The organism is Streptomyces sp. BoleA5, assembly GCF_000373665.1.
Lineage (GTDB): Bacteria > Actinomycetota > Actinomycetes > Streptomycetales > Streptomycetaceae > Actinacidiphila.
Genome location: NZ_KB892116.1, coordinates 20,942 through 42,068, shown reverse-complemented (window position 1 = coordinate 42,068; position 21,127 = coordinate 20,942). Strand labels below are relative to the sequence as shown.

The 21,127-nt window shown below is 74.0% G+C and carries 14 protein-coding genes; 6 read left to right on the top strand and 8 right to left on the bottom strand.

What is annotated here, in order from left to right; all coding sequences use genetic code 11:
* Positions 1 to 34: 34 nt before the first annotated feature.
* Positions 35 to 1,255, top strand: a complete 1,221-nt coding sequence (locus tag B085_RS0127325) for a PP2C family protein-serine/threonine phosphatase (RefSeq protein WP_018561795.1) — start codon at positions 35 to 37, stop codon at positions 1,253 to 1,255.
* Positions 1,256 to 1,452: 197 nt separating this feature from the next.
* Here the strand turns inward: B085_RS0127325 and B085_RS43935 are convergent, their stop codons facing one another.
* The 4 genes from B085_RS43935 to B085_RS0127305 form a co-directional block, all read right to left on the bottom strand.
* Complete coding sequence (locus B085_RS43935) at positions 1,453 to 2,064, bottom strand: HdeD family acid-resistance protein (protein ID WP_018561794.1); 612 nt, start codon at positions 2,062 to 2,064, stop codon at positions 1,453 to 1,455.
* 54 nt (positions 2,065 to 2,118) lie between these two features.
* Positions 2,119 to 2,535 carry an SHOCT domain-containing protein gene (locus tag B085_RS0127315; protein ID WP_018561793.1) on the bottom strand — a complete coding sequence of 139 codons (417 nt, stop codon included), beginning with the start codon at positions 2,533 to 2,535 and terminating at the stop codon, positions 2,119 to 2,121.
* A gap of 95 nt (positions 2,536 to 2,630) precedes the next feature.
* Entirely contained in the window at positions 2,631 to 5,108 is a 2,478-nt protein-coding gene (locus B085_RS43930) for an ATP-dependent Clp protease ATP-binding subunit (RefSeq protein ID WP_051102179.1), read from the bottom strand.
* A gap of 145 nt (positions 5,109 to 5,253) precedes the next feature.
* A complete protein-coding gene (locus B085_RS0127305; RefSeq protein ID WP_018561791.1) occupies positions 5,254 to 7,845 on the bottom strand; it encodes a Pls/PosA family non-ribosomal peptide synthetase in 2,592 nt (863 codons plus the stop codon).
* Between the two features lie 320 nt (positions 7,846 to 8,165).
* On the opposite strand from B085_RS0127305, the gene B085_RS0127300 reads away from it, so the two are divergent.
* The 3 genes from B085_RS0127300 to B085_RS0127290 all read left to right on the top strand — a co-directional run bounded on the left by B085_RS0127300 (position 8,166) and on the right by B085_RS0127290 (position 12,562).
* Positions 8,166 to 10,016, top strand: a complete 1,851-nt coding sequence (locus B085_RS0127300) for a Na+/H+ antiporter NhaA (protein WP_018561790.1) — start codon at positions 8,166 to 8,168, stop codon at positions 10,014 to 10,016.
* A 783-nt stretch (positions 10,017 to 10,799) separates the two neighbouring features.
* Positions 10,800 to 11,465: a response regulator gene (locus tag B085_RS0127295; protein WP_026251495.1), complete on the top strand. Its 666-nt coding sequence runs from the start codon at positions 10,800 to 10,802 to the stop codon at positions 11,463 to 11,465.
* Positions 11,462 to 12,562, top strand: a complete 1,101-nt coding sequence (locus B085_RS0127290; protein ID WP_026251494.1) for a sensor histidine kinase — start codon at positions 11,462 to 11,464, stop codon at positions 12,560 to 12,562. The genes B085_RS0127295 and B085_RS0127290 overlap by 4 nt, the downstream gene beginning before the upstream one ends.
* Positions 12,563 to 12,756: 194 nt before the next feature.
* On the opposite strand, the gene B085_RS43925 is transcribed toward B085_RS0127290, so the two are convergent.
* The gene (locus B085_RS43925) at positions 12,757 to 13,191 is read right to left on the bottom strand and encodes a hypothetical protein (protein WP_018561787.1); all 435 of its coding nucleotides are present in this window, start codon (positions 13,189 to 13,191) and stop codon (positions 12,757 to 12,759) included.
* The gene (locus tag B085_RS48845) at positions 13,110 to 13,319 is read right to left on the bottom strand and encodes a SpoIIE family protein phosphatase (protein WP_234018666.1); all 210 of its coding nucleotides are present in this window, start codon (positions 13,317 to 13,319) and stop codon (positions 13,110 to 13,112) included. Before B085_RS48845 ends, B085_RS43925 begins: the two co-directional genes overlap by 82 nt.
* Before the next feature lie 512 nt (positions 13,320 to 13,831).
* Here B085_RS48845 and B085_RS0127280 point away from each other — a divergent pair.
* Positions 13,832 to 14,734 (top strand): hypothetical protein, encoded by a 903-nt coding sequence (locus B085_RS0127280; RefSeq protein WP_026251493.1) that lies wholly within the window; start codon positions 13,832 to 13,834, stop codon positions 14,732 to 14,734.
* Positions 14,735 to 14,740: 6 nt separating this feature from the next.
* On the opposite strand, the gene B085_RS0127275 is transcribed toward B085_RS0127280, so the two are convergent.
* Both B085_RS0127275 and B085_RS0127270 read right to left on the bottom strand, forming a co-directional pair.
* The gene (locus B085_RS0127275) at positions 14,741 to 15,961 is read right to left on the bottom strand and encodes a PucR family transcriptional regulator (RefSeq protein ID WP_018561785.1); all 1,221 of its coding nucleotides are present in this window, start codon (positions 15,959 to 15,961) and stop codon (positions 14,741 to 14,743) included.
* A 58-nt stretch (positions 15,962 to 16,019) separates the two neighbouring features.
* Positions 16,020 to 16,397, bottom strand: a complete 378-nt coding sequence (locus B085_RS0127270) for an AzlD domain-containing protein (RefSeq protein ID WP_158689838.1) — start codon at positions 16,395 to 16,397, stop codon at positions 16,020 to 16,022.
* Between B085_RS0127270 and B085_RS0127265 the strand changes: the two genes are divergently transcribed.
* Positions 16,396 to 21,120: an ATP-dependent helicase gene (locus B085_RS0127265; protein ID WP_018561783.1), complete on the top strand. Its 4,725-nt coding sequence runs from the start codon at positions 16,396 to 16,398 to the stop codon at positions 21,118 to 21,120. The two genes, B085_RS0127270 and B085_RS0127265, sit on opposite strands and share 2 nt — an antisense overlap.
* The last annotated feature ends 7 nt before the right edge of the window (positions 21,121 to 21,127 follow it).

Sequence of the window (21,127 nt, the reverse complement as noted above, 5' to 3'; positions counted from 1 at the left end):
CGGCCCCCGGACCCGTCGGGGACCCGGAGCCGCGATGAAGGACAACCTCACGCACCGCCTGCGGCGGCTGCCCGGGCGGCGGGCGGCGCCGCACCGCTCGGGGGCCGCCCCCTCCTGGGTGACGCTGCTGACCCAGGGCCACGGGCCGCTGGGCCTGGCCCTTTTCATGATCATCTCCATCGTCGTCACCGGCTTCATACTGCCGCCCACCGAGCACCTGGCCTCGCTGATGGTGGTGGTCCCCGCCACCACTGCGGTGCTGGCGGGGCCGGGGACGACGACCCTGAGCGCCGCCCTGTCCTGCGTGGCGGCCTTGGTGCTGGACGTGCACGACGACCTGCTGGGCACGTCCATCCCCGCCGTGCACCAGCTGGAGATCCTCCTCGTCTCGGCCTTCGTCATCGCCTCCCGCAGCATCCGCGACCGCAGCGTCAGGGAGCTGATGGAGGTGCGGATCGTGTCCGACACCATCCAGCGCGTCCTGCTGCGCCCGCTGCCCCCGCGCATCGGGCCGCTGCTCGTGCGGGCGGCGTACCACGCCTCCCATCCCTACGCGCAGATCGGCGGGGACCTGTACGCGGTGGCCAGGAGCGCGGCGGGGGTGCGCTTCCTGATCGGGGACGTCAAGGGCAAGGGGTTGCCGGCGGTCGAGGACGCGGAGGCCCTGCTCGGGGCGTTCCGGGGGGCGGCCCGCAGGTTCGGCTCGCTCCCGGAGCTGATGGCCGACCTGGAGCACTCGATACGCGGCCACTTCGAGGAGACGGGCCGGACCGACAGCGACGCCGTGGAGCGGTTCATCACCGCGCTGGTCCTCGAGGTCCCCGACGACTGCACCGAGATCCACATGGTCAACTGCGGGCATCCGCCGCCCTACATGGCACGGCGGTCCGGCACCCTGCTGCTGTCCCCCGCCACGCCCTCTCCCCCGCTCGGCCTGGGCAGCCTGGACGCCGGGGACTACGTCGTCGACACCTTCCCCTTCGGCCGCGAGTCGACGCTGCTGCTCTACACCGACGGGGCCATCGAGGCCCGCAACGACGACGGCCAGTTCTACGACCTGGGCGCGCACGTGGCCACCTGGCCGGGCTCCCGTCCGGAGGAACTGCTCCAGCACGTGCTCGACGGGCTCTCGATGCACGTGGGCGGCGGCGCCATCAAGCTCGACGACGACATCGCCATGATCGCGGTGCAGTACGGCGACGGCTTCCCCTCGCCCTCCCCGGCCCCGTCCGACGAGCGGCTCCTCACCTCCTGAACGCGGGCGCGGGCGCGGGCGCGCCGCACCCGAAGCACGCCCGGACCCTGGACGAGAGCAGGCGCGGCCTGGTCATCGTCTCGCGTTGCGCCGACCAGTGGGGCACCCGCTACCACGGGCAGGGCAAGATCACCTGGGCCGAGCAGACGCTGCGGACCCCGGCGCCCGCGCAGACCGCCGGCGACGCCGCGCCCTGATCACCGGGGCGGACCCGCCGGCGCCGGCCGTTTCGCGAGGGAGCGCAGCGCGAGGGCCGCCGCCGCCTCGGCCAGGCCCAGCAGGACGAGCCACAGCCCGACCAGCCGGGCCAGCGCGACCGCCGACTGCACGGGGAAGGCGAGCACGACGATCCCGGCGACGACCCCGAGCGCGGCCACCGCGAACGCCATCCCGCGGTGCGGCATGTCCCGTCCCGCGATGGCGATGAACCCCACGAGCAGCCCCGACACCAGCCAGTACGCGCCGAGGACGAGGGAGAGCACGGCGGTGGTCTGCAGCGGGTGCCGCAGGCAGAGGACCCCGGCGAGCACGGCGACCACCGCGACGATCACGGCCGTCACCCGGCCGCCGCCGTCCCGGCGGGAGAACGCCGTGACGAAGCGGAAGACGCCCGCGAGGAGCAGGTAGAGGCCGATGACGACCGCCAGCACGTGCAGCGTCTCGTCCGGCCAGACGAGCACGACGACCCCCGCCACGAGCGTCGCGAGCGCGAAGCCCAGGGACCACCCCCAGGAGCCGCCCAGCTTGCCGAGCACCTCGTCAGGGTCTGCGGGCCCCTGCGTCGTGGTGTGTCCGTACGGTGCGTTCATGGTGTCTCCCGGCGCTGCGCGCGGCGGCGCACGCCGCCGCGTGACGAGGACGGTTCAGCGCAGGACCTTCTCCTTGAAGCGCTGGAACTCCTCCTCGGTCAGGTCGCCCTTCGCCTTGAGCTCCGAGAGCTTGGCGAGCGCGTCGACCCCGCCGGCCGCCGTGCCGCCGCCGGCGGTCTCGCGGACGTACTCGTCGAACGCCTTCTGGCGGTTGCGCATCTGCTCCGCCTCGCGCCTGCCCATGCCCGAGCCGCGGAAGAGCAGGTACGCGAGGATCCCGATGAAGGGGAGGACGAGCACGAAGAGCAGCCACGCCGCCTTGGCCCATCCGTTCATCGCGTCGTCGCGGAAGACGTCCATCACGACGCGGACGATGAGGAAGATCCAGATGGCCCAGAGGAAGATCCACATCATCGTCCAGAACGCGCCCAGGACCGGGTAGTCGTAGGCGAGGTACATGTGACCGGTCATTTTCCGTCTCCTCCCGGCGCCCGCCCCGTTCGGTTCCGGGGAGGGCGCGGGCCCGGGGGCGGATGCCCGCCCGTGAGCTGCCTGGTGGGCCGGCGTCAGCCGTCCGACGCCGCCGCCTCCTCGGCCGGATCCTGCGCTTCGCGGCCCTCGAGGCCGAGGGTCAACCGCCCGTCCCTGACGTCGGCGACGACCGTGTCCCCGGGGTTGAGGGTGCCGTCGAGCAGCATGTTGGAGAGCCTGTTGTCGAGTTCGGTCTGGATGGTGCGGCGCAACGGACGCGCCCCGAACTCCGGTTGGTAGCCCCGGTCGGCCAGCCACTCCTTGGCGGCCTGGGTGACATCGAGGCCGATCTGCTGGGCGTGCAGCCTGCGGCGGCTGCGCTCCAGCAGCAGGTCGACGATCTGCACGAGGTCCGACCGGGTCAGCGCGTGGAAGACGATGATCTCGTCGATGCGGTTGAGGAACTCGGGCCGGAAGTGCGCCTGGAGCTCGGCCATCAGGTCGTCCCTGATGTCGTCGATCGCCCCTTCGTGGTCGAGGATGTGCTTGGAGGCGATGTTGCTGGTCATGATGACCACGGTGTTGCGGAAGTCCACCGTGCGGCCCTGGGCGTCGGTGAGGCGCCCGTCGTCCAGCACCTGCAGCAGCAGGTTGAAGACGTCCGGATGGGCCTTCTCGACCTCGTCGAACAGCACGACGCTGTACGGCTTGCGGCGCACCGCCTCGGTGAGCTGCCCCGCCTCGTCGTATCCGACGTAGCCGGGCGGGGAGCCGACGAGCCGGGAGACGGTGTGCTTCTCCTGGAACTCGCTCATGTCGAAGCGGATCATGCGCTCGGGGTCGCCGAAGAGCAACTCGGCGAGCGCCTTGGCGAGTTCCGTCTTGCCGACGCCGGTCGGCCCGAGGAACAGGAAGCTGCCGGTGGGCCGGTCGGGGTCGCCCATGCCGGCGCGGCCTCGGCGCACGGCCTGGGCGACGGCGTCGACCGCCTCGTTCTGGCCGATCACCCGCCTGTGGAGGTCCTCCTCCAGCTTCATCAGCCGCTCGCGCTCGGTCTCGGTCAGCTGGGAGACGGGGATGCCGGTGCGCGCGGACAGCACTTCGGCGATGTCCTCGGCGGTGACGCCCGGGGTCTGCTCCCGTTCCCCGGCGACCGCGGCGAGTTCGTTCTCCAGCTCCCGGATCCGCTCCTTGAGGCCGCCGGCGCGTTCGAAGTCCTCGGTGCTGACGGCCTCGTCCTTCTCGCGGCGGAGCTTGGTGAGGCGCTCCTCCAGCTCGTCGGACGGGCCCGGGCCGCCCAGGGACCGCAGGCCCACGCGGGCGCCGGCCTGGTCCATGAGGTCGATGGCCTTGTCGGGCAGGAAGCGGTCGCTGATGTAGCGGTCGGACAGGGCGGCCGCGGCGTCCAGCGCCTCGTCGGTGTAGCGCACCTGGTGGTGCGCCTCGTACGAGTCGCGCAGTCCGCGCAGGATCTCGACCGTCTCGTCGACGGAGGGCTCGGGCACCATCACCGGCTGGAAGCGGCGTTCGAGGGCCGCGTCCTTCTCGATGTACCTGCGGTACTCGTCGATGGTGGTGGCGCCGACCACGCTCAGATCACCGCGGGCCAGGGCGGGTTTGAGGATGTTCCCCGCGTCCATGGCCCCCTCGCCGCCCGCCCCGGCACCGACGACGGTGTGGAGTTCGTCGATGAACAGGATGACGCTGCTCTTCGCCGCGGTGACCTCGTCGATCACCTTCTTCAGGCGTTCCTCGAACTCCCCGCGGTACTTGGAGCCGGCCACGAGTCCGGCCAGGTCCAGGCCGACCACCCGGCGGTCCCGCAGGGCCCTTGGCACCTCCCCGGCCACGATCCGCTGGGCGAGGCCCTCGACGATGGCGGTCTTGCCGACGCCGGGGTCGCCGATGAGCACGGGGTTGTTCTTGGTCCGCCGGGACAGCACCTCGACGGTCTGCTCGATCTCCTCGCCGCGGCCGATCACCGGGTCCAGCCGCCCGCCGCGCGCCTCCTCGGTGAGGTCCCGGCCGTACTCGTCCAGGGTCGGGGTGTCGGTCGGCGCGGACCGCGTGCCGCCGCCCCTGCCCGCCATGGCCGTGGGGTCGGCGCCCTCGGAGCGCATCTCGAGGCCGGAGCGCGGATCGTCGGCGAGCGCGGCGAGGATGTGCTCCGGGCCGATGTAGGAGGCGCCGGTGGCCTGGGAGCGCGCGTGCGCGGCGAGCAGGGCGCGCTTCGCGGCCGGGGTGAGCGCGGGCTCCCCGCCGCCGGTGCCCGAGGGCAGGACCGCGGCCACGTCCTCGGCCAGCCGGTCCGGGTCCACGCCCGCCTGCTCCAGCAGTTGCCGGCCCGCCGGTACGCGGGTGGCCGCCCACAGCAGGTGCTCGGTGTCGAGGTCGGCGCCGTCCGCGGCCGCCCTGCTCGCGGCGGCCGCCAGCAGTTGGCTGGAGGAGTCGCTGAGCAGTCGCCCGATGGGGACGCGCTGGACGGCGGGTGGCGATGCCGCCGGGCTCATCCCGAAGAAGCGGTTGAAGAGGTCGGAGAACGGGTCGCCGGACCCGAAGGGGGAAGTCGTCACCTTGCCCACCCGTCCGGCGGGCCCACAACGGCTGAGTGGCGCCCGCCGTAGTCGATTTGCCCGTACTCCACCAGTGTTGGCCCGATCGGGCACGCGTGCCACCGCAGTGCACGGACGGTCACGGAGCACGGCCCGGCGTCGCCGCTCAGCCGGTCCTGGTACGGGCGGCGGCCGCGTCGACGCGGTGGGCCGGGGGCACCGGCAGCTCGTCCGGCATCTCCCGCGCGGGGTTCCCGGCCCAGTGGGCGCCCTGCGGCATCTCCTCGCCCTTCATCAGGAAGGAGTCGGGCGCGAGGACCGTCCCGTCACCCATCGTCACGCCGTAGTGGACGAGGGCCCCGACGCCGACGGTGCAGCCGGCCCCCAGGGCACTGCGGTCGGACTTGAAGGTGCCGTCCTCCTGCGAGTGGCACTGGATGCGGCTGCCCTCGTTGAGCACGCACTCGTCCCCGATGGCGACCAGGGAGCGCTCCGGGAAGTAGCAGCCGTCGTCGAAGACCCGCCGGCCCACCCGGACGCCCAGCCAGCGCCAGATGACGCTCTTGAAGGGCGTGCCGTTGAAGACCATGATCGCCTCGCTCACGCTGGTCACCTTCCAGTAGCGCTCGTGCCGCCAGAAGGGACGTTCGTAGATCGAGCAGTACAGCGGCCGCAGCCCCCGGAATCCGGTGGCGATGCGTTCGGAGAGCACCATGTCGACGACGGTGAAGGCGAGGGTGAGGACGTTGACGAGGGCGATCACCGACAGACCGAGCGTGGAGTACAGGTCCGCGGCGATCGACACCACGAGCGCCACCCAGAAGAAGAAGACCCACCGTGCGAGCAGATGCAGCGCCATGGTGAAGACGTTGTGCCGGTTCTTGGCCGCCAGACGGCGCCGGAAGGTCTCGCCGTCCTTGAGATGGTCGAACTTGCTGTCGCGCAGGACGGACCGCGGGATCTCGAAACTGGGCGAGCCCAGCAGGCCGACGCCCTGCCTGACCTGCCCGTCCACCGGGACCATGACCTTCGTCGCCAGCAGGCAGTTGTCCCCCGTCCTGCCCTGCGACGGGTAGGCGACGTAGTTGCCGACGAAGTTGTGCGGACCGATGGTGACCCGCGAGACGCAGAAGGACGAGCTGGAGAAGTCGGCGTTGACGATCGACAGCCCGTCGGCCACCATCGTCCCCCGGCCGACGGAACTGAGGAACGGGTTGTCCTGCTTCATGATCGTGCCGAAGTTCGACCCGGTCTGCTCCACGTGCGAGAGCCGGTAGCCCAGGCCGCCGAGGTAGTGGACGATCGCCGAGCTGTCGCCGAACAGGGTCTTGAAGAAGCGCCGGTTGGTCAGGAAGCCGATGGTCCGGTGCATCCCGTACCGGAAGCCGAACAGGGGGTAGACCGTGTCCGGTCTGACGGCGAGGTTCAGCACGCGCGGGACCGTCACCGTGAACAGCAGGCCGAGCACCACCGCGCCGAAGAACAGGGCGATCGAGGTGACCAGGGCGTCGGCGTAGAACCCCCAGGTCGTCAGCGCCGTGGGGCCCGGCTCCAGGAGCGAGGCGAACTGCGGCACGGCGGCGAACAGCAGCACCGAGCCGGCGACGGCCAGCGGCACGTACACCAGGACCGCTCCGAGCAGTTGCGACAGGGAGTAGCCCGCCCGGCGCGCGGCGCCGCAGCGGGCCGGTCCGACGGCCCGGTAGTCGACGTCGGCGGGCTGGGCCGGGGACCCGTGCCAGTGCTCGCCGTCGGGCACGCGCTGGCCTGCGTGGAGGGAGGAGGCGTGCCCGAGCTGGGTACCGTCGCCCATGACCGTGTCGATGTCGATCACCGTCACCTCGCCGACGAGCACGTCCTTGCCGAGCGTGACGGGGCCGGTCCTGATCACCCCGGACTCGGCGCGGTAGCCCGAGAAGAACACGTCCTTGCGGATCACCGTGTCGTCGCCGATGGTGAGCAGGTCGGTGCAGACCGGCACGCGCCGTGACAGGACGGTGACGCGGCGCCCGATCCTCGCGCCGAGCGCCCGCAGGTAGAGCGTGTACAGCGGCGACCCGTGGAAGAACACCAGCGGATCCGACCGGATGAGCGTCTTGACGCACCAGAAGCGCAGGTAGTCCATGCTCCAGATGCGGATCCGCCGGGGGCGCCACCGGCCGACGAGCACCCACTTGGCGACGACGGGGAGCACGCACACCGCCGCGAAGGTCACGCCGCCGAAGGCGATCGCCCGCAGATAGGTGTCGACCAGGCCCGAGGCCCCGCCGATCCAGTCCACGCCCTTGGTGAGGACGAGGGCGGCCCCGAAGGAGTACGCCATGAAGAAGGCGAGTTGCAGCACCGCGCAGAGCACGTAGTGGGGGGTGCCGGTCGGCGCTCCCGCGACCGGCGGCGGCGCCGCGGCCCGTGCCGGACCTGTCGCGGTCTCGGGGGCGGCGGTGGCGGCCGGCGGGGCGTCGTCGAGGGCGGCGGCCAGGCTGCGGACGGTGGGATGGCGGTAGATCTCCTTCATCGACACCGACGGCGCGTCCGGCCGTTTCCTCAGCCGTGCGCAGAAGTGCGCCATGACCAGCGAGTCGGCGCCCAGGTCGTCGAAGAAGTGGCTGTCGACGCGGACCTGATCGGCGTGGACGACGCCGGCCAGGGTCTCCGCGAGGATCCTTTCGGTGCCGGTCCCGGGACCGGCGCGATGTCCCCCGGTGGTCGGGGCCTCATCCTGCTCGCGCCCACGGACCTCGGCTGACTTGTCCACCATGTGATCACCTGAGGGTCTACGGCCTTCCGCAGCCCAGCGGCCCGCTGCCACGAGGTCGTGGGCGCTTGTCCGGCCGTACGGGAAGAAGTCGTCTCCTTGAGTCTCGAACGTCCGGCGCCGGAGCGCCAACCGCCGGGCCCGCGGCGGGCGGAGCGGTCACCGTGCGTAGGGTCCGCGGGCTCCGGGCAGGCCCTGAAGGCGCCGCCGGTCAGCCCCGGACGTCCGTGCGACAGGCCGCTGTCGCGGGCTCGTGCCACGATGTGCGGGTGAGCGCGTTCCCGTCACTGCAAGCAACGGGGCAGACTCCGCGCCGCCCTGGCGTGACCGCTCCGCGGCTGCGTTTCCTGCGCACCGAGACCGCGGGCGCCGGTTTCCTGCTGGCGGCCACCGTCATCGCCCTGGCCTGGGCCAATCTGGCGCCGGAGAGCTACGAGTCGGTGTGGCACACCCATCTGTCGCTCACCCTGGGCTCGCAGGGGGTGTCGCTCGACCTGCGGGAGTGGATCAACAGCGGGCTGATGACGCTGTTCTTCTTCATGGTCGGCCTGGAGACCCGCCGGGAGTTCGACCTCGGCGAGTTCCGCGAACGGACCCGGATCACCCTGCCCACGACGGCCGGACTGGCCGGCATGCTCGTACCGCTCGCGCTCTACCTCGCGTTCACCCACGGCACCCCCGAAGCGCGCGGCTGGGGCACCGTGATCTCCACCGACACCGCGTTCGCCCTCGGGCTCTACGCCCTGCTGGGCCGCAGACTCCCCGCGGCCACCCGGGCGTTCATCCTGACGGCGTCCGTCGTCGACGACTTCATCGCGCTCGCCGTCATCGCCTTCGCCTACACCAGCGGCATCTCCTGGCCGGAACTGCTCGTCGCCATCGGCATCTTCGTCGTCGGACTCGTGGCGTCCAACTCCATCGTGCGGGCGTGCGGCGAGTTCCGCGGCGCCGCCTTCGCGCTGACCGGTGTGGCCGTGTGGTTCGCCCTGCTCGGCTCCGGGGTGGATCCCGTCGTCACCGGGCTGGCGCTCGGCCTCATGGCCTGCGACCACCCGGCGCGCGGCGCCGACCTACGCCGGGCCAGCACGCTCTACCTGCGTTTCAGGGAGCAGCCCACCCCCGCTCTGGAGCGCGACGCCCGGCGGGGCCTGGCGCTGTCGGTGTCGCTCAACTCCCGGCTGCAGGAGCTGTTCCGCCCCTGGACGAGCTATCTGATCGTCCCCGCCTTCGCCCTGGCCAACGCCGGCATCACCCTCGACGCACGGCAGTTGGCGGCCGCGTTCACCTCCCCCGTCACCTTGGGCATCGTCGTCGCCTACGCCGTGGGCAAGCCGCTCGGCATCGTGGGCGCCTCGGCGCTGACCACGCGGCTCAGCCGCGGGCGGCTGCGCCCGCCGGTCGGCTGGGGGGCGGTGACGGCCGGCGGCACCATCTCCGGCATCGGCTTCACCATCGCCCTGCTCATCGCGGCCCGCGCCTTCGAGGGCGCGCGGCTCGCCGAGGCGAAGGTCGGCATCCTCGCCGCGGTCGTCCTGTCCTTCCTGTTCACCTGGGGCGTGACGCTCGTCCTGTCCCGGCTGCCCCGCGCGGTGCGCCGGCGGGCGCTGCTGGGCAAGGCGCAGCAACTGGAGGACCTGGCCGTCCCCGTGGACCCGGAGCGCGACCATGTGCGCGGCCCGCACGACGCCCTGGTCACCGTCGTCGAGTACGGCGACTTCGAGTGCCCCTACTGCGGTGAGGCGGAGCCCGTCATCCGCGACCTGCTCGCCGACTTCGGCGACGTACGGTACGTCTGGCGCCATCTGCCGCTCGCCGATGTGCACCCCCACGCCGTGCAGACCGCCCGCGCCGCCGAGGCCGCGGCCGAGCAGGACCGCTTCTGGGAGATGCACGACCAGATCTTCGCGCACCCCCAGGCGCTCGACGTCCGCGGACTGGAGCGGCTGGCCGAGGCGGCCGGGCTCGACATGGAGCGCTTCCGGCACGACCTCGAGAGCCGCGCCGTCGCGGTCCGGGTCGCCGAGGACGCAGAGTCCGCGGACCTGAGCAATGTGTCGGGCACGCCGACCTTCTTCATCAACGGCCGCCGCCACTACCGCGCGTACGACATCGAGACCCTGTCCGCGGCGGTCCGCGTCGCCCTGGAGCGCGCCAAGGCGGCCCTCCACCACTGACGCCCTCCGGGCGCCGGAGCGGCACGTGCTCGCCGCCCGTGCCGTGTCCCCCGCCCCGTCGCTGGAGGCCCGTCGCACGGCCGCGGTGGCAGCGCGGCACTGGTGCGGCCGCGGCCGGGCCCGTCCGTGGCGGCACTCACCGCGCCCGAGCGCGCCGCGCCCGGCAGGCACCAGGTGCAGGGCGAGCCAGGAGCCTCCGTGACCGGCCGCGGCGGGGGCGTCGGCCCAGCCGCCGTGGGCCGCCGCGCGGAGCGGGTACGGCACCCGGGGCAGGACCGGCACGCCGCCGGCGCGACGAGGGCCAGGTCGCGTGCGGCCCCCAGCCGGCGCAGCGGGAGCGCCAGGGCGAGGGCCAGGCCGTAGCAGGCGGGATCACGTCGGCCTGGGCGCCGAGGGCGGCGGAGCGGATCAGCGCCCGGGCGGCGGCCTGCCGTCCCGCCCGCCCGGTCCGCGGCTCGGGCCGGCCCGGCGCGCGGCGCGAACGGCGCCGAGGAGCGTCCGCGGGACATCTCCACCGCCCGGCCCACCGGGCCCGCCCCCGCCCCGTCGACGGGCCTCGCCCCACCGCGCGCGCCGCTGCCCGCGGCACACCCGGTGTTACGTTGGTCTTGCCTCCAGCGTTGTGGAAACCGCCCGCGGCGCCCCCTCCGGCACTCGTCCGGCACCGCCTCCGCCTTCCGGCCTCCGCTCCCCGTCACCTGGCCGGACGCGGCCCGGTGACCTGCCGGACGGCCCGCGGCGTGGTAGGAATCGGGCAGGGGTCCGGTGGTGAGTGGAGCACGCGTGATCCGGGTATTGGTGGTCGACGACGAGGCCCTGATCCGTACGGGCTTCCAGCGCATCCTCGACGCGGCGGACGACATCGAGGTCGTGGCCGCGGTGCCCGGCGGGCAGGCGATCCGTACGGCGCAGGAGTCCCAGCCCGACGTCGTCCTGCTGGACATCAGGATGCCCGACGTGGACGGCCTCACCGTCCTGGCCGGGCTCCGGCGGCTGCCGCAGCCTCCGGTGGTGGCGATGCTGACGACCTTCGACATGGACGAGTACGTGGCCACGGCGCTCCGCTCGGGCGCGGCCGGTTTCCTGCTGAAGGACACCGACCCCGAGGAACTGCCGTTCCTGGTGCGGACCCTGGCCGACGGCGGCGCCGTGCTGTCGTCCAAGGTCACCCGGACGGTCGTGGACGGGTACCTGGGTTCGGGCCCGCAGGAGTCGGCGGCGCGCGGCGTGGCCCGGCTGACCGAGCGCGAGCGCACCGTGCTGCTCCTGGTCGCCGAGGGCCTGTCGAACGCGGACATCGCCGGGCGGATGCACCTGGGGACGGGCACGGTGAAGGACCATGTGAGCGCCATCCTGACCAAGCTGCAGGTGGGCAGCCGCGTGCAGGCCGCGCTGCTCGCGGAGCGCGCGGGGCTGCTCAAGCGAGCGCAGGACGGTGAGGGCGGATGAGGTTCCGGCGGCCGTCTCCCGTGGTGGTGGACCTCGTCGTCGTCGGGGTCGCGCTGTTCGACATCTGGGTCAACGTCGACCCCGAGGAGCCGGTGCGCCTGGGCTGCGCCCTCGGCGGCGCGGTCGCCCTGATGCTGCGCCGGCGCCTGCCGCTGATCACCTTCGTGCTGGCGCTGCCCGCCGTGCTGGTCTCGGACGCGGCCTTCGCCACGCTTGCCGCGCTGTACACCCTCGCCTCGTTCACCCGGCGCAGGTGGCTGCTGGCGGGGTGCGCGCTGGCCTTCACGATCGCGGACATGGCGCCGTGGCCCGCCCCGAAGTTCGACCTGTCCGAGCCCTCGACCCTGATCACCCTGAGCTACACGGCGGCTACGGCCGCCGCCCCGGCCTTCCTGGGGCAGCTCGTGCAGGCCCGGCGGGATCTGTCGCTGCGGCTCCTCGAGATCTCCGAGGCCCGCGACCACGAGCGGCTGCTGACCGCGCAGACCGTACTGGCCAAGGAACGCGCCCAGCTCGCCCGGGAGATGCACGACGTGGTCTCCCACCAGGTCAGCCTGATCGCCGTGCGGGCCGGGGCGCTCCAGGTCGGCACGCAGGACGCCGAGGTCAAGGAGGCCGCGGCGACGATCCGGCGGCTGAGCGTGCAGACCCTGGACGAGCTGCGGCACATGGTCAGCGTGCTGCGCGCCGCCGGCGGCCGGCCCACGGAGCTGACCCCGCAGCCCTCCCTCGCCGACCTGGAACGGCTGGTGAGCGGCAGCGGCATCGAGGCCGAACTGCAGCCGGACCTGCCGGACGGGCTGCCGCCGACGGTGCAGCGCGCGGTCTACCGCACCGTCCAGGAGGCGCTGACCAACGTGCGCAAGCACGCCCCCGGTGCCTCCGCGCGGGTCCGGATCCACCGCCAGGGCGGCACGGTCCGGGTCACGGTCACCAACACCGCCCCCACCCGGCCCGCGCTCCCGCTGCCCAGCGCCCACTACGGCCTCGTGGGCCTGCGGCAGCGCGCCGCGCTGCTCGGCGGCACCGTCACCTCGGGTCCGACGGCCGACGGCGGCTACGAACTCAGGCTGGAACTGCCCGCAGCCGGCACCTGAAGCGGCGCCGCCCGGCCCCGCGCCGCGGCCGCCGCCCGTGCCCGGCGTGCCACCAGCTTTCCGGACTCCCACAGGAGCAGCAGGACGACGGCCGACCCCGGCGTCCCTCGCCGCCCATCCGCTCGGTGGCGCCCTGGGCGCGCCGGCTGAGGTCGCCGTCCCAGGGGACGGTCGTACCCGCGGCGGGCCCCGGGTCAGGGGCGCCGCGCGCCCTTCGTCCGCCGCCGCGCCGCGTACGGGTCGGCCAGCGCCCCGTCGGGGGCCTCGGCCTCCAACTCCTCCCGGGCGGCGAGCAGATCGCGCCGGGCCTCCTCGCCGAGCGTCGGGTACTGCGGGTCGATCTCCATCAGCGTGTGGGCGAGCACCGCCGCGGCGCAGATCCGTGCGAACCACTTCCGGTCCGCCGGGACGACGTACCAGGGCGCGTACTCGGTGCTGGTGGCCGACAGCATCTCGGAGAACGCCTTCTGGTACTCGTCCCAGTGGCGGCGCTCGCCTACGTCGGCGGCGGAGAACTTCCAGTTCTTCTCCGGGAGGTCGATCCGCTTCAGGAACCGGGTGCGCTGCTCCTCCTTGGAGAGGTTGAGGAAGACCTTATGTCGAGTTCGGCGGCGGCGAACGGCGCGCACCCGGCGGCGCCCAGCCGGGGCCCGTCCGGGATCTCGACGATCTGCGCGCTGCCGTCCGGCCGTACGATCACCGGCGCCAGATGTCCGGCGCGGGCCATCGTGCAGGTGCGGGTCAGCGGGTCGTACACGGCGTACAGGCACGCGGCGGTGAGCGCCTCCCGGTGCAGCGGGTCGGCGGGCCGCAGCGAGGCGCGCTCGGTGGCGAGGTGGGGTCAGCTCGTGCACCGACCCGGTGCACATGAGGGCGTCGCCGTGCCCGTCGACGACGAACAGGGCGCCGCCGGCGTCATACGGCGAGCCGAGGTTGTCCAGGTCGGTGTGCGTAGCCACCCGGTCGTCCGATGTCGTGGGTCCCCCTCCCATTCAAACCCCCCGGGACCCGCGCGCGCATCGTCACCGGGCCCGGTCGGGCCGTGCCCCCGCCGGGCGCCGCCTTCGGCGACCTTCCGCCCGTCACAGGGGCGGGCCGGGCACCGCGCCCCTGGCCCGCGTCATCCGGCACCTCGGGCCCGGGGGTGCTCCGGGCTGCCGTCAACCCGCCGCGGCTCATGACCCGTACCGGGGGGCGCGTGGTCGCACGCCAGGGTGCTCCCTGCGCACTTGCGTGTGCAGAGCGCTTACGGAGGCCTACTGTGCGCACATGCCAGCAACCCCGCTAGAACGCGCCGAGCATTTCGTGTGGCTGACCGCACGGGTGCTCGAGCAGCGCAGGTTCGCGTACCACTTCCGGAACGGCCCGGCGGACGCGGTGGAGACCGCGCTGTCCGCGTACCGCAACGCCGACGACGGCTACGGCCACGGCCTCGACCCCGATCTGCGCGGCACGGTCAGCCAGCCGCTGCACGTGGCCCACGCGCTGGGCGTGCTCGACGAGATCGGCAGGTGCGGCGGCCAGCGCGCGGAGCGGATCTGCCGTTACGTGACGGCCGTGTCGACCCCGGAGGGCGCGCTGCCCGCGCTCCACCCCTCGCTGCGCGGTTTCCCGGTCGCGCCCTGGCTGCCGCTGGTGGACTGTCCGCCCGGCGATCTGCTGGCCACCGGGCCCGTGGTGGGCACGCTGCACCGCAACGAGGTGTGGCACGCCTGGCTGTTCCGGGCCACGGACTTCTGCTGGTCGGCGATCGAGACGCTCGACAAGACCCATCCCGGCGAGGCCGTTGCGGCGATGGCGTTCCTGGACCACGCGCCCGACCGCGCCCGGGCCCGGGAGGCGGCGGCGCGCCTGGGGCGGATCGTGCGCGAGCAGCGGCTCGTCGTCCTGGACCCCGGCCGCGACCCGGAGCACGCCCCACCGTCCGGAGCACCCGACGGCGAGCACCGTTTCGCGTACGACTACGCGCGCACGCCGGAGTCCCCGGCGCGGGAATGGTTCACGGACGCGGAGATGGACCGCGCGCTGGACTTCCTCGCGGCCGGTCAGCAGGACGACGGCGGCTGGCCCGCGGGGCGGCCCGCCTGGGCGCCCGGGACGCTCTTGGAGCGGCGGCCCCTCGTCACCCTCGACGCGCTGCTCACCCTGCGGGCCTACGGGCGCCTGGTCTGAGCCGGCTCAGCCGGCGTCGTCGCGCAGCAGCAGTGCGGCCAGCGCCAGGGCCGTGCCGTGGGGCGCGGCGAGGTCGAGCCCGGTGAGTTCGCAGATCCGGGCGAGCCGGTTGTCGACGGTGTTGGGGTGCAGTCCCAACTGGCGTGCGGTGCTGCGGCGTTCCAGCCGGCTGCCGAGGTAGGTCCGCAGGGTCTCGACCAGGTCCTGGCGGTCCGCGATCGGGTCGAGCAGAGCGGCTATGCGTTCACTGCTCGCGTCACGCCGTGACAGGTGGTACTCCAGCAGGACGTCGTCGAGCCGGTGCAGCCCGGGCGGCAGCCCGCCGGCGCGGGCCACCCGCAGCACCTCCGACGCCGTACGGGCGGCGCCGGGGATGTCCCGGGGGGCGGCGGCCGAGACGACGGCCAGCCGTACGTCGGGGGAGCAGGCGCGGCGCAGCGGAGACAGCAGCCCGTCGTCGCCACCCGGCGGCAACCGGTGGCCCGGGACGACGGCGTGGCCTCCGGTGTCGTCGAGCAGGGCCGGCACCTCGGTGCCGAAGGCGCGGTCGAGGGCTGCCTGGGCGCGACGCGGCCTGCGCTGCGCCGCTACCGGGGGGCGGCCCGCGGCGCCCTCGGGCGGGAAGTGGAGTGCGAGCACGAGGGCGCCGTCCGCCAGGCTCAGCCGGCCGGCGGGCAGCCGATCCGGCGGCAGGGAGCCGTCGAGCAGGGCCCGCACCAGGGCGCGGCGCTCCTCGCGGTGTTCGGCGGCGAGGGTGCTCTGCTCGTCCAGGTACGTCTCGGAGACGGCGCCGACGATGTCCTCCTGGACGCCGATGAGGACGTCGGCGAGTTCGGCGAGCGCGGCTTCCTCGCCCGGCCGGGCCACCTCGCGCAGCGCCCGCCACAGCACGGCGGTGCCGCGCAGATGGCTGCGCAGCACCAGGTGCAGGGGCAGCCCCTCCTCTGCGCGCTGGGCGGCGCGTTCCCTGAAGCGCTCGAAGTCGCCGCGCTCCGGCCGCTCGGCGGGCGTGGCGTGGACGACCCGGCGCAGGAGGAGCCGCAGGCCGTGGCGCGCGGTGGCGGCGAGCTCCCCTTCCTTGACGTCGGCGGGCAGTTCGGCGTAGCCGGGGAGGTCGGTGAAGGCGCGCGTCGTCATGGTGCGGGCGATCTCGTTCACCTTGTGCTCGCAGCGCGCCGCGAGGGCGCGGGCCGCGTCGGAGAGGACCGGCAGGGTGTCGGCCGCCATCGTCCTCCCTCCACTCGCGTTCACGGACGCGTCCTTTGTGACGGATCACAGTAACCCGTCACCCGGTGACGGCCCGCAGCCCTCCGGTCACCACCCCGGTCTCCGCGACGACCAGCAGGAAGGGGGCGCGCAGCACCAGGGCGACGCCGGCTGCCGCCAGACCCGCGGCGCGCGCGTCGAGCACCAGGGCGCGGCCGTCCCCGAGGGTCTGCAGGGCTGTGAGGGCCGCCAGCAGGGCGATGGGCAGCAGCGCGGCCGGCCGCCGTACGACGGGACGTTCCAGGAAGCCCGCGGGGACGGACAGGCCCAGCGGCTTCACCCCGTAGCAGCCGACGGCCGTGACGCCCACGGCGATCCAGCGAACCCGCCCGGGAAAGGCGGTGCGGGCACCGACCGGGGGCGGTTTGTCGGTGCGGCGAGGCAGGATGGATGGCATGTCGCGACGGAGCACCGGTGGCACCCCGGAGGAACAGGATCCCGCGGGGGCCCTCGACGCGTTCGCCCCCGCCACGCGCGCGTGGTTCACGGGGGCCTTCAGCGCGCCCACCGCCGCCCAGGCGGGGGCGTGGCGGGCGATCGCCGGCGGTTCCGACGTGCTCGTGGTGGCCCCCACCGGCTCCGGCAAGACGCTCGCGGCGTTCCTGGCCGCTCTGGACCGGCTGGCGTCGGCGCCGCCGCCCGCCGAGGCCAAGCGCCGCTGCCGTGTGCTGTACGTGTCGCCGCTGAAGGCGCTCGCCGTCGACGTGGAGCGCAATCTGCGCAGTCCGCTGACCGGTCTGCGGCACGAGTCCGTCCGGCTGGGGCTGCCGGAGCCGGAGGTGAGGGTGGGGATCCGCTCGGGCGACACCCCGGCCGCCGAGCGGCGCGCTCTGGCGACGCGGCCGCCGGACATCCTGATCACGACCCCCGAGTCGTTGTTCCTCATGCTGACCTCCTCGACCCGGGAGTCGCTGCGCGGCGTCGAGACCGTGATCCTGGACGAGGTGCACGCCGTCGCCGGGACGAAGCGCGGGGCGCACCTGGCGCTGTCCCTGGAGCGGCTGGACGAGCTCCTGGAGCGCCCCGCACGGCGGATCGGCCTGTCGGCGACGGTCCGCCCGGTGGACGAGGTGGCGCGCTTCCTGTCGCCCCAGCGCAAGGTGACGGTTGTCCAGCCCCCGTCGCAGAAGGAGTTCGACCTGTCGGTGGTCGTCCCCGTCGAGGACCTGGGCGAGCTCGGCGGCTCCCCCGCCACCGAGGGCGACGACCCCCGGCCCTCGATCTGGCCGCACGTCGAGGAGCGCATCGCCGACCTCGTGCAGGACCACCGCTCCACGATCGTCTTCGCCAACTCGCGCCGCCTGGCCGAGCGGCTGTGCAACCGGCTCAACGAGATCGCGTACGAGCGGGCCACGGGTGAGCCCCTGCCCGAGGGAGCGCCGCCCGCGGAGATCATGGCGCAGTCCGGCGCGGCGCACGGGGCGCCGCCGCTGCTGGCCCGGGCGCACCACGGCTCGGTCTCCAAGGAGCAGCGCGCCCTGGTGGAGGAGGACCTCAAGGCCGGGCGGCTGCCGGCCGTCGTCGCCACGTCCAGCCTGGAGCTGGGCATCGACATGGGCGCGGTGGACCTGGTCGTCCAGGTGGAGTCGCCGCCCTCGGTGGCGTCCGGCCTGCAGCGCGTGGGCCGGGCCGGGCACCAGGTGGGGGCGGTCTCGACGGGCGTGGTCTTCCCCAAGTACCGCGGTGACCTGGTGCAGTCGGCGGTCGTCACCGAACGGATGCGGGAGGGCGCGATCGAGGCGCTGCGGGTCCCCTCCAACCCCCTGGACGTCCTGGCGCAGCAGCTGGTCGCGATGACGGCGCTGGACACGTGGGACGTCGACGAACTGCTGGCGGTGGTCCGCCGGGCCGCGCCGTTCGCGGCGCTGCCGCACTCGGCGTTCACCGCGGTGCTGGACATGCTGGCCGGGCGCTATCCCTCCGACGCCTTCGCCGAGCTGCGGCCGCGCGTGGTGTGGGACCGGGTGGCGAACACCGTGACGGGCCGTCCGGGCGCGCAGCGTCTGGCGGTGACCTCGGGCGGCACCATCCCCGACCGCGGGCTCTTCGGGGTGTTCCTGGTCGGCGCCGACCCGAAGAAGGGCGGCGGCCGGGTCGGCGAGCTGGACGAGGAGATGGTCTACGAGTCCCGGGTGGGCGACGTCTTCACCCTGGGCACGACCTCGTGGCGGATCGAGGACATCACCCGCGACCGGGTGCTGGTCTCGCCCGCCCCGGGCGTGCCGGGGCGGCTGCCGTTCTGGAAGGGCGACCAGCTCGGCCGTCCCCTCGAACTGGGCCGCGCCCTGGGAGCCTTCCTGCGCGAGGTCGCCGCCCTGGATCCGGAGAGGGGCCGGGCGCGGCTGACCGCGGCGGGCCTGGACCCGTGGGCCGTCGACAATGTGCTGGCGTACCTGGCGGAGCAGCGAAAGGCCTGCGGCCATGTGCCCGACGACCGCACCATCGTGGTGGAGCGCTTCCGGGACGAGCTGGGCGACTGGCGGGTGGTCGTCCACTCCCCCTTCGGCGCCCAGGTCCACGCGCCGTGGGCGCTCGCGCTGGGCGCCCGGCTCGGCGAGCGGTACGGCTTCGACGCACAGGTGATGCACGCCGACGACGGCATCGTGCTGCGCCTGCCGGACGCGGACCTGATGGGTCTGGACCTGCTGGACGTGGACCCTGCCGGGCAGGGTGCCGAGTTCGACGCCGACCAGTCGCCGGTCGGCGCCGCCGACGTCGTCTTCGACAAGGGCGAGGTCGAGCAGCTCGTCACCGACCAGGTCGGCGGTTCCGCGCTGTTCGCGTCCCGGTTCCGGGAGTGCGCGGCCCGGGCGCTGCTGCTGCCCCGCCGCGACCCTGGCAGGCGCACACCGCTGTGGCAGCAGCGCCAGCGGGCCGCCCAGCTGCTCCAGGTGGCCTCGGAGTTCGGTTCGTTCCCGATCGTGCTGGAGGCCGTCCGCGAGTGCCTGCAGGACGTCTTCGACGTCCCCGGGCTGGTCGAGCTGATGGGCGACATCGAGTCCCGCAAGGTGCGGCTGGTCGAGGTGACGACGCCCGAGCCGTCGCCGTTCGCCAAGTCGCTGCTCTTCGGCTACGTGGCCCAGTTCCTCTACGAGGGCGACTCGCCCCTTGCCGAGCGTCGCGCAGCGGCGCTCTCGCTGGACTCCCGGCTGCTGGCGGAGCTCCTGGGCCAGGCCGAGCTGCGCGAACTGCTCGACGCCGAGGTCATGGTGGAGCTGGAGCGCGAGCTGCAGTGGCTCACCGAGGAACGGCGGATCAAGGGCCCCGAGGGCGTCGCCGACGTGCTGCGGGTGCTGGGCCCGCTGGACGACGCCGAGTTGGCCGCCCACGGGGCGGAACCCGGCTGGGCGGCCGGGCTGGAGGGGGCGCGCCGGGCGATCAGGGTCCGCGTCGCGGGCGTGGAACTCTGGGCGGCCGTGGAGGACGCCGGGCGGCTGCGGGACGCCCTGGGAACCGCGCTGCCGGTCGGTGTGCCGGAGGCCTTCACCGAGCCCGTCAAGGACCCCCTGGCCGATCTGCTGGCCCGCTACGCCCGTACCCACGGGCCGTTCACCTCGGCCGAGGCCGCCCGTCGCTTCGGCCTGGGCACCGCCGTCGCCGACGGCACCCTGCACCGGCTCGCCGCGTCCGGCCGGGTCGTCCAGGGCGAGTTCCGGCCGGGCGGCGCGGGCCACGAGTGGTGCGACGCCGGTGTGCTGCGCCGGCTTCGGCGGCGCTCGCTGGCGGCGCTGCGGCACGAACTGGAACCGGTACCGCCGACCACCCTGGCCACCTTCCTGCCGCAGTGGCAGCACGTGGGCACACACGGCCTGCGCGGCCTCGACGGCCTGGTGCGGGCCGTGGAGCAGCTCCAGGGCGCGGCGGTCCCCGCCTCGGCCCTGGAGAAGCTCGTCCTGCCCGCCCGGGTGGCGGACTACACCCCGGCGATGCTGGACGAGCTCACCTCGGCGGGCGAGGTCGTGTGGGCGGGGGCCGGCGCACTGCAGGGCAAGGACGGCTGGGTGTCGCTCTACCTCGCCGACACCGCGCCCCTGTTGCTGCCTCAGCCGCAGCCCCTGGAGCTGTCCCCGGTGCACCGCGCGGTCCTGGACGGGCTGTCGGGCGGCTACGGGCTGTTCTTCCGGCAGATCTCCGAGCAGGTCGGCGCCGCCGGGCACGAGGTGTCCGATCCGGAACTGGCCGAGGTGGTCTGGGAGCTGGCCTGGTCCGGCCGGCTGACCAATGACACGCTCGCTCCGCTGCGCGCGCTGCTCGGCTCCGGCCGTACGGCGGGCTCCACCGCCCACCGGGCGCCGCGCGCGGTGCCCCGCGGCCGCTACGGCGCCTTCACGGCCCGCACCGGCCGGCCCGCGCCACGGGTGACGGCCTCTCGGGGCGGCCCGCCGACGACCGCGGGCCGCTGGTCCCTGGTGCCGGCCGCGGAGTCCGACGCGACGCACCGGGCGCACGCGCTCACCCACACCTTGCTGGACCGGCACGGCGTGGTCACCCGCGGCGCGGTGGCCGCCGAGGGCGTGGAGGGCGGTTTCTCGGCCGCTTACCGGGTGCTGTCGGCCTTCGAGGAGACCGGCCAGGCGCGCCGCGGCTACGTGGTGGAGGGGCTGGGCGCGGCCCAGTTCGCCATGGACGGAGCCGTGGACCGGCTGCGGGCCATCAGCAACGCGCGGGACCGCGAGGACACCCGGCACGACAAGGCCCGCACCGTGGTGCTGGCCGCCGCCGACCCGGCCAACGCCTACGGTGCCGCCCTGCCCTGGCCCGAGCAGCCCGCCGGGGTGACGCACCGGCCGGGACGCAAGGCGGGCGCCCTGGTCGTCCTGGTCGACGGAGAGCTCACGCTGTACGTCGAACGCGGCGGCAAAACCCTGCTGGCCTGGCCGGGCCCCTCCCCCGCGGAGGCCGACGGCCGGGGAGGCGGCGGCGCGGAAGGAGGCGGCGTGGACGAGGAGCGGTTGCAGGCGGCCGCCGACGCACTCGCCCTGGCCGTGCGGGACGGTGCGCTCGGCCGGCTCACGGTCGAACGCACCAACGGCGAGTCCGCCCTCACCTCGGTGCTGGGCCGCTCCCTGGAGGCGGCCGGCTTCCACGCGACACCCCGCGGTCTGCGGCTGCGGGCCTGAACGGAAC

Coding starts and splice junctions, on each gene's coding strand:
- B085_RS0127265 (WP_018561783.1), top strand. CDS start 16,396: ATGTCGCGACGGAGCACCGGTGGCACCCCGGAGGAACAGGATCCCGCG.
- B085_RS0127325 (WP_018561795.1), top strand. CDS start 35: ATGAAGGACAACCTCACGCACCGCCTGCGGCGGCTGCCCGGGCGGCGG.
- B085_RS0127290 (WP_026251494.1), top strand. CDS start 11,462: ATGAGGTTCCGGCGGCCGTCTCCCGTGGTGGTGGACCTCGTCGTCGTC.
- B085_RS0127305 (WP_018561791.1), bottom strand. CDS start 7,845: ATGGTGGACAAGTCAGCCGAGGTCCGTGGGCGCGAGCAGGATGAGGCC.
- B085_RS0127270 (WP_158689838.1), bottom strand. CDS start 16,397: ATGCCATCCATCCTGCCTCGCCGCACCGACAAACCGCCCCCGGTCGGT.
- B085_RS0127315 (WP_018561793.1), bottom strand. CDS start 2,535: ATGACCGGTCACATGTACCTCGCCTACGACTACCCGGTCCTGGGCGCG.
- B085_RS43935 (WP_018561794.1), bottom strand. CDS start 2,064: ATGAACGCACCGTACGGACACACCACGACGCAGGGGCCCGCAGACCCT.
- B085_RS0127280 (WP_026251493.1), top strand. CDS start 13,832: ATGCCAGCAACCCCGCTAGAACGCGCCGAGCATTTCGTGTGGCTGACC.
- B085_RS0127275 (WP_018561785.1), bottom strand. CDS start 15,961: ATGGCGGCCGACACCCTGCCGGTCCTCTCCGACGCGGCCCGCGCCCTC.